General features: G+C 41.3%; 6 protein-coding genes. All 6 read left to right on the top strand.

Annotated features, from left to right (window positions below; translation table 11 throughout):
* A partial coding sequence (locus FT986_RS05460) for an HAD-IC family P-type ATPase (RefSeq protein ID WP_147864205.1) occupies positions 1-759 on the top strand: 759 nt, incomplete at its 5' end.
* A 66-nt stretch (positions 760-825) separates the two neighbouring features.
* A complete protein-coding gene (locus FT986_RS05455) occupies positions 826-1245 on the top strand; it encodes a hypothetical protein (RefSeq protein ID WP_147864204.1) in 420 nt (139 codons plus the stop codon).
* Positions 1246-1354: 109 nt separating this feature from the next.
* Positions 1355-5107, top strand: coding sequence for an efflux RND transporter permease subunit (locus FT986_RS05450; protein WP_147864203.1), 3753 nt, complete (start codon positions 1355-1357; stop codon positions 5105-5107).
* Complete coding sequence (locus FT986_RS05445) at positions 5104-6321, top strand: TolC family protein (RefSeq protein WP_147864202.1); 1218 nt, start codon at positions 5104-5106, stop codon at positions 6319-6321. The genes FT986_RS05450 and FT986_RS05445 overlap by 4 nt, the downstream gene beginning before the upstream one ends.
* A 2-nt stretch (positions 6322-6323) precedes the next feature.
* Positions 6324-6890 (top strand): AraC family transcriptional regulator, encoded by a 567-nt coding sequence (locus tag FT986_RS05440; RefSeq protein WP_147864201.1) that lies wholly within the window; start codon positions 6324-6326, stop codon positions 6888-6890.
* Between the two features lie 70 nt (positions 6891-6960).
* A complete protein-coding gene (locus FT986_RS05435; RefSeq protein ID WP_147864200.1) occupies positions 6961-9351 on the top strand; it encodes a multicopper oxidase domain-containing protein in 2391 nt (796 codons plus the stop codon).
* Positions 9352-9379 lie beyond the last annotated feature (28 nt).

The following is a 9379-nucleotide window of genomic DNA, read 5'->3' as shown; positions in this document are numbered from 1 at the left end:
AAAGCAGACGGTTCAGATTATGAAGCGACTGATGTTTCAGAAGTTGCAGGAAAAGGTTTAAAAGGAACGGTCAATGGGAAAACGGTATTGGTAGGTAATAAAGCTTTAATGACCTCAAATGGCATAGAAGTCCCTTCGGAAACGGATGGCATTGTAGAATCAATCGTTATGGTGTCTATTGATGGGAAATTTGCAGGTTATGTAACCATTGCAGATGAACTAAAGGATGATACGCACCAAGCCATTAAACAAATTCGAGATTCAGGAATTTCTAAGATTATAATGCTATCAGGCGACAAGGATTCTATAACGCAACAAGTTGCAAAAGAGTTAAATATCGATTGGGCAAAAGGTGGGTTGTTACCTGAAGATAAATTGAACGAAGTTGAAAAGCTCAAAAAACAACCTGATACGAAAGTCGCATTTATCGGCGATGGCATAAACGATGCACCCGTTTTGGCAGCAAGCGACGTTGGTATTGCGATGGGTGGTTTAGGAAGCGATGTCGCCATTGAAACAGCCGATGTTATCATACAGACCGACCAACCCAGTAAGATTGCAAGAGCGATTAAAATTGGTCGTTCAACGCGCCGAATAGTCTGGCAAAATATTGCGCTTGCATTTGGTGTAAAAATAATAGTCCTCATTCTCGGTGCAGGTGGATTAGCCACGATGTGGGAAGCTGTTTTTGCAGATGTAGGCGTAGCATTATTAGCAATTTTAAATGCTGTTAGGCTACAGAAAATGATTTGGGATTAAGGTGATTAATTAAATTTTTGTTAAACAAAATCAATAGCTGTTAAAATTTTGTACTTTTACGATTATATGAAACAGGTAATCCATAAAATAATGGCTTTCGTAATGGTTTTTGTAGTATTATTTTCTACAATGACATTTACTGTTGATATGCATTATTGTGGGGGGAATTTGGTCGATTTCAGTTTTTTCACAAAAGCTGAAGGATGCGGAATGGAAAAAGCACAACCAGTTAAAAGTTGTGAGAATCCTAAAATGGCTGAGAAATCTTGTTGTTCTGACCAGCAAATTGTAAAGGAAGGCAAAGACGACCTTAAAATATCTTTTGACACCCTTAGTTTTGAGCAGCAAACGTTCATCGCTACTTTTACATATTCTTATATAAACCTATTTGAAGGAACCGAATCTGAAGAAGTTCCTTTTGAAGATTACCCGCGACCCTTTGTCAAACGGGATGTGCAAGTGATGTACCAGACTTTCTTAATTTGATTTGTTAGATTTTTTGAATGAAGCCCAATAGCTATGCTGTAGTGGGCTAAAACTCGTGTTTGCCATATTCTGCAACACGTAATTCCAATTATCTAATACATCAAATGTTATGCTGAATAAGAGCATTAAATTTCTCATAGAAAACAAACTTGTTGCCGTTCTACTACTCGCCCTATTTGTGGGTTGGGGCGTGGTCAACGCACCCTTTAATTGGGAAACGGGCTTTTTACCTACAGACCCAGTTGCCGTTGATGCCATACCTGATATTGGCGAGAACCAGCAAATTGTTTTTACCAAGTGGCAAGGTCGCTCGCCACAGGATATTGAAGACCAAATCACATATCCGCTTACCACTTCGCTTCTCGGTATTCCAGGTGTGAAAACCATTCGTAGTTCGTCTATGTTTGGATTTTCAAGCATCTATATCATTTTTGAAGAAGACATCGAGTTCTACTGGTCACGCAGTCGCATACTTGAAAAACTGAACTCACTTCCTGCAAACCTATTACCTGATGGTGTCAATCCATCATTAGGACCAGATGCCACGGGTCTCGGACAGATATTTTGGTACACGCTGGAAGGTCGTGATAAAGACGGCAACGTAACTGGCGGATGGGATTTACAGGAATTGCGTAGCATACAGGATTACTATGTGAAATATGGATTGTCATCGGCAAGTGGTGTTTCTGAAGTAGCTTCCATAGGTGGCTATGTTCAGGAATACCAAGTGGACATTGACCCAGAAAAAATGCGCCAGTACAATGTGAGTATGGGCGATGTGGTTAAAGCCGTCAAACAGAGCAATCAAGATATAGGGGCACAGACTCTCGAAATCAATCAAGCCGAATACCTCGTACGCGGATTGGGCTACGTAAAGTCCATTGCAGATATCGAAGATGCGGTAGTAGATTCTGAAAACTTTACTTCCATCCGCATCAAAGACGTGGCAAACGTCCATTTGGGACCTGCTGCCCGACGTGGTATTCTCGATAAAGAAGGTGCCGAAGTTGTAGGTGGTGTAGTCGTCGCTCGATACGGTGCAAATCCGTTGGAAGTTATCAATAATGTCAAGGCGCAAATTGCCGAAATAAGTTCTGGACTTCCTGCCAAAACTTTATCAGATGGTCGCACTTCGCAAGTTACCATTGTACCATTTTATGACCGGACAGAACTCATACAAGAAACGCTGGGAACGCTCAACGAAGCACTCACTTTGGAAATCCTAATTACCATTTTGGTCATTATTATAATGGTTTTCAATCTGCGTGCATCCATCCTTATTTCAGGGTTGTTACCCGTAGCCGTTTTGATGGTTTTTATCACGATGAAGCTCTTTAATGTAGATGCAAATATCGTCGCACTTTCAGGTATTGCCATTGCCATCGGTACAATGGTGGACGTGGGCGTGATACTCGCTGAAAATATGATACGGCACTTGGAAGATGAGAAATTACGTCTTAATGAAAACGGAAAGGAATACACCACAAATGAAATTATCTACAACGCAACGGCTGAAGTTTCTGGTGCTATACTAACAGCTGTACTAACGACCATAATTAGTTTCCTGCCCGTATTTACAATGATAGGTGCCGAAGGAAAACTGTTTCGCCCGCTGGCCTTTACCAAAACAATGGCACTCACGGCATCGCTCATTATTGCGCTGTTTCTCATTCCACCCATTGCGGCATTCCTTTTCCGTAAGACGAATTTGCGTGAACGGACACAGTACGTCATCAATGGCGCACTTGTTTTATTGGGAATTCTCGCCATCGTTTACGGCTTTTGGTTAGGACTAATTCTAATCGCCTTTGCCATCACATCATTTTTAAAGATGCGCGGTACGCTTTCGCAAAAGCGCAAAAACCTGCTTGACATCATCATTTCATCTATTGCTATCGTAGTTTTATTAGCAGAATACTGGCGACCATTAGGCTTTGACCGAAGCATTGTTATGAACCTGATATTTGTTTCCATCATCTGTTTTGGACTGCTCGGTGTGTTCTCGATTTTTAGGATATACTATGCGCGTATTTTGCGATGGGCACTTCAGAACCGATATCTGTTCTTAATCATTCCGGCTACGGTGCTCACGTTGGGCATCATCATTATGCGCAATACGGGCAAGGAATTTATGCCAGCACTCAATGAAGGCTCTTTCCTGTTGATGCCCACTTCGCTACCACACGCAGGTGTTGAAGAAAACAAGCGTGTACTGCAACAGCTCGATATGGCGGTGGCAAGTATCCCTGAAATCGAAACCGTGGTGGGAAAAGCTGGAAGAACGGAAAGCGCACTCGACCCAGCACCACTTTCGATGTATGAGAATGTCATTCAGTATAAATCTGAATATATGCGGAATAGCTCTGGCGAGCGACAACGCTATAAAGTCAATGATGATGGATTGTTTGTACTGAAGAACGACAAATTCATTATCAATCCGAACAATGAAATAGATGAAGGCGTCAACTATGCCGAAACATCGCTAAAAACGACTGCTACACGCGAAGAGTTGATTGAAGACGACGATGGCGAATACTACCGAAACTGGCGACCGGACATTGAAAGTCCAGATGATATTTGGAACGAGATTGTACGTGTGACCAAGTTACCAGGCGTGACATCTGCACCTAAGTTGCAACCCATCGAAACGAGATTGGTAATGCTACAAACGGGAATGCGAGCACCTATGGGCATCAAGGTAAAAGGTCCCGATTTAAAGTCCATAGAAAATTTTGGACTAGAACTGGAAGACATCTTGAAACAGGCCGAAGGTGTTAAGGAACAAGCTGTTTTTGCAGACCGAATCGTGGGGAAACCGTACCTGCTTATCGATATTAAGCGAGACCAATTGGCTCGATACGGCGTGTCCATAATGGACGTGCAGGAAATCCTGCAAGTGTCGGTTGGCGGTATGCCACTCACGCAAACTGTGGAAGGTCGTGAGCGTTATGCCGTGCGTGTACGTTATCCACGAGAGTTACGGGCAAATCCGGACGACCTTAAAAACATCTACGTTCCCGTAGAAAAAGGCAGTCCTGTACCGCTGGGCGAACTGGTAGAGATACGATACGAACAAGGCCCACAAGTCATCAAGAGTGAAGATACTTTTCTAATTGGCTATGTGCTGTTTGACAAACTCGACGGCTTTGCCGAAGTGGATGTAGTAGAAAATGCCCAAGCCTTGATTCAAGAAAATATTGATAATGGTTCGCTGGTCGTGCCGCAAGGCGTGAGTTATCGTTTTACGGGAACGTATGAAAATCAGTTACGAGCAGAAAAAACGCTGGCGGTTGTCGTACCGCTCTGCTTGCTCGTCATTTTCTTGATTTTGTATTTCCAGTTCAAGTCAGTTTCCACATCGCTTATGGTGTTTACCGCCATTGCCGTAGCCTTTGCAGGTGGTTTCATAATGATTTGGTTGTATGGGCAAGATTGGTTTTTCAACTTCAGCTTTTTCGGCGAAAATCTGCGGGACTTGTTCAATATGAAAACCATCAATTTAAGTGTCGCCGTTTGGGTAGGTTTTATTGCCCTATTTGGTATTGCTACGGATGATGGCGTGGTAATGGCCACCTATTTAGACCAATCTTTCAAAAGCAACGAACCAGACAATAAAAAGGGCATTCGTCTAGCCACTTTGGAAGCCGCAGGTAAACGTATTCGTCCGTGTTTGATGACTACTGTAACTACGGTACTGGCACTACTTCCCGTACTTACATCCACAGGCAAGGGAAGCGATATAATGATACCGATGGCGATACCCATTTTTGGCGGAATGATAATCGATGTTACGTCCTATTTCCTACTGCCAGTCTTATATAGCTGGAAAAAGGAATACCAACTTAAAAAAGCAAACAGATGAAGAAATTAAAATATATACTGGTGTTCTTGTTTGTTTCCGCTTTCGCGAAAGCGCAACAATTACAATCCTACATTCAGGAAGCCGAAGCGAACAATCCAGAAATTCAAGCCTTTGAACTGCGCTATAATATTGCCGAAGAAAAGGTAAATGAAGCCAACTGGATTCCAAATACCGAAGTGAGTGCCGGCTATTTTGTGAGTGAGCCTGAAACCAGAGTCGGTGCGCAACGTGCACGAATAGGCGTAAAACAGATGTTGCCGTGGTTCGGTACTATTACAGCTCGTGAAAATTATGCCACCGCAATGGCAGATGCTGAATATGTGGACATCACGATTGCAAAGCGTAAGCTCGCACTTTCGGTCGCACAATCCTATTATAGCCTGTATTCTATACGTGCCAAGCAAGCTGTGCTGGATGAAAATATACAGCTATTGCAAACCTATGAGCAACTTGCACTCACGTCTGTAGAAGTAGGTAAAGCGAGTGCCGTAGATGTGTTGCGACTTCAAATACTGCAAAATGAGTTACAGCAACAAAAGGAAGTTTTGGAAGAAGAATTTACGGCAGAACAAACAGCTTTTAACAATTTGCTCAACCGTGAATCAATGATGACTGTTGACGTAGTTCCAGAAATGGAAATTCCGCAGGAAGACCCTTTTTATGACAATGAAGCGCTGGCGCTCAATCCTGAACTGCTCAAATACGATAAACTTTATGAATCTGTGGCACAATCTGAACTACTCAACCAGCGTGAAAGCTTACCTATGATTGGTTTTGGTGTGGATTACTTGCCCGTAACCGAACGTAGCGATGTTAACTTCAGCGATAATGGGAAAGATGTATTGATGCCAATGGTGTCGATTTCTATACCCATTTTCAATAACCGCTACAAATCCATTTCAAAACAAAATGAACTGCGACAGCAAGAAATAGAGACCCAAAGGGAACAGCGATTGAATGTGCTGGAATCCGCTTTCGCGAAAGCGCAATCACAACGCAACCAAGCTCGCATTGCTTACTACACACAAGAACGCAATCTAAAACAAGCCCAAGATGCCGAAGAAATTCTGGTAAAAAATTATGAAACTGGCACTATCGATTTTAACGATGTGCTGGACATTCAGGAATTGCAGTTGAAGTTTCAGATGAATCAAATCGAGTCGGTGCAAATGTACTATGTACAATCGGCCATTATTAACTATCTAATCAATTAATTATGGTCAAGGATTTTTACATAAAAAATATGGTTTGTGATAGATGCATCAAGGTTTTAAGGGATGGACTGGATAAACAAAATATCGAATTGTTACAAATCGAATTGGGTCGTTTGCGCCTCGACATCGAGAGCGATGATGAAATCGAAAAATTGAAAACTTTACTTGAAAGTAATGGATTTTCCCTAATTGGCAGTACCGAAGAAAAACTCACAGAGCTGGTCAAGGTAGAACTGATAAAGGCATTGCAAGAATTGCCTTTGGAACTCGATAAGAAATTATCCGCTCACTTAGCAGATGCATTAGGTCACGAGTATTCCAAAATCAGTAAGGTCTTTTCAATTACCGAAGGCATTACCATCGAGAAGTACTTCATCAAATTGAAAATAGAAAAGGTAAAGGAACTGGTACAGGCCAAGGAACTCAACTTTACAGAAATGGCACAGTTGCTTGATTATAGCCATATCAATCATTTAAGTGGCCAGTTCAAAAGCGAAACGGGAATGAGCCTAACAGCTTATAAATCCCAACAGAAAAATTTTAGGAATGCATTGGACAAAATTATGTAGATAACAACCAAAATTATGACACAAGCTGTTGATTTACAGCGGTAATTTTATCCAAATAAAATTAAGAACTATGAAATATAAAATCACATTACTTCTAACAATGCTTATCACTTTTGGTGCAAAAGCCCAATTGGTATCGAACGACACTGAAGAAAATGTTGACAACTGGCCAGAACGGGTTTATGACTTAACCATAGAATATAAAACCGTAAACTTTACGGGTAAAGATGTTAAGGCTATGACTATAAACGGTGGTATTCCTGGTCCCAATCTCGAATTTAATGAAGGTGAATTTGCCATCATAAATGTTACCAACAAAATGGATGTGGAAACTTCGGTGCATTGGCACGGAATGATATTACCTAATTACCACGATGGTGTCCCTTATTTGACTACACCACCTATTCGCCCTGGCGAAACTTTACAGTACAAATTTGCTCTAAAACAATCTGGAACATATTGGTATCACTCACATACAGGACTTCAAGAACAAAGAGGTATTTATGGTTCATTACAGATAAATCCAAAGGAAACAGATTTAGAATATGACAAAGATTTGGTCTTAGTGCTTTCGGATTGGGTTGATGAAAATCCACAATCCCAACTTAAAAATTTGAAGCGTGGTAATGAGTGGTATTTAATTAAAAAAGGTCAGGTTCAAAGTCTGGATAAATTAATTGCCCAAGGTGCAGTAGGTGCAAAATTAAAGATGGCGTGGCAACGAATGCCAGACATAGCCATTTCAGATAACTATTATGACAAGTTTTTTATCAATGGTGGTTCTGAACAAGACTATCCAGACTTTGAGCCAGGGGAAAAAGTGCGATTGCGTTTTGTGAATGCTTCCGCAGCAACCTTCTTTTGGTTGACTTTTGGTGGGGAAGATCCAATGTTAGTATCAGCAGACGGTTTGGATGTGGTTCCAGTAGAACATAACAAAACTTTGATTGGCGTTGCCGAAACCTACGATTATATCATAACGATTCCACAAGATGGTAAGCTTCAAGTAAGAGCGACGGCACAGGATGGCTCTGGCGAAGCATCAACTTTTATTGGAACTGGAAATGTATTGGAAGCACCTGTAGTTCCAGAACCTAATCTTATAAAGAATATGAAGCAAATGATGTCAATGGGAATGAAGATGGGTGCCCCTGCCTCAAAATTTAATCCTTCAAAAAACGATTCCATTCAAGTAATGGAAAATTATAAAATGGATATGGGCGGTATGAATATGGGCGACCACAAAATGGGTATGAAAAAAGATTCAACCCAAATGGCTCACGATGATATGGATATGAAAGACGAAAAAATGAAAATGTCCAAGTCAGAAATGAAGATGAACAAAGGCAAGGCCAATATGAAAATGAATGGCGATATGAAAATGGACGGGATGAAGATGGGTTATATGGTTCCAAAGGATAAAGTCGTAGGTGATAATATGAAAACAGGTGGCAATCCCGAGTTCAATTACAACTACTTAAGGGCTAAAGAACCTACCGAATTTGAAAACGATAAGCCCGTAAAAGAAATGCTGTTCAACCTTACCGGTAATATGAACCGCTACGTCTGGTCTATCAACGGTGTTCCACTTTCAGAAACAGATAAGATAAAAATCGAGCAAGGCGAAGTTGTACGCATCACCCTCAACAACCTTACAATGATGCACCACCCAATGCACCTGCACGGCCATTTTTTTAGAGTGCTGAATGAGCACGGTGAATACTCGCCATTAAAGCATACGGTAAATGTTGCCCCTATGCAAAAAGTAGTTATGGAATTTGACGCCAATGAATATGGTGACTGGTTTTTTCATTGCCATATTTTATATCATATGAATTCTGGAATGGCAAGAATTTTTAGTTATGACACACCTCGGGATGAACGATTAGAAGGCTACCCACTTACTAACCTTACCAACGAAGCAGACCATATATTCACTTGGGGCGAAATCACGGCCGCAAGTCATATGACAGAGCTATACGCTACCGCAACAAACATTAGAAATCAATTTGCTCTAAGGGGCGAATATGGATGGAACAAGAATTTGGAAGCCGAATTCACATACGAACGCTATCTCAATGATTACTTCCGAGTTTTTGGTGGTGTAAATGTTGAGAACGAAGGTGAGGACAGCCTTGAAGAGATAAACACGACTGCCATTGCAGGTGTACGATGGTTAATGCCATTGCTCATTAATTCAGATTTCAGGATTGACAGCAAACTGCGTCCGCAGATAAGTTTTAGTACGGGCTTTATGATTTTTCCACGTCTCGGAATTTATGGCGAGTATGAATACCAGATGGACTTTGGTTGGGACGGCAAGTTACCCGAAGGTCAGGATTTTGAAGAAGAAACCACTTGGCAAGTTGGACTTGAATACGTATTGAGCCGTAACTTCTCATTAATGGGAAGCTATGATAACCGCTTTGGTGCTGGTGGTGGACTCTCATTAAGATTTTAGAACAATTATTAACTTAAATAAATAACAA

Origin of the sequence: Mesonia sp. K4-1, from assembly GCF_008017825.1 — a bacterium.
GTDB lineage: Bacteria > Bacteroidota > Bacteroidia > Flavobacteriales > Flavobacteriaceae > Mesonia.
Note: the sequence above shows the minus strand (reverse complement) of the source record. Positions and strands in the feature narration are given on the sequence as shown.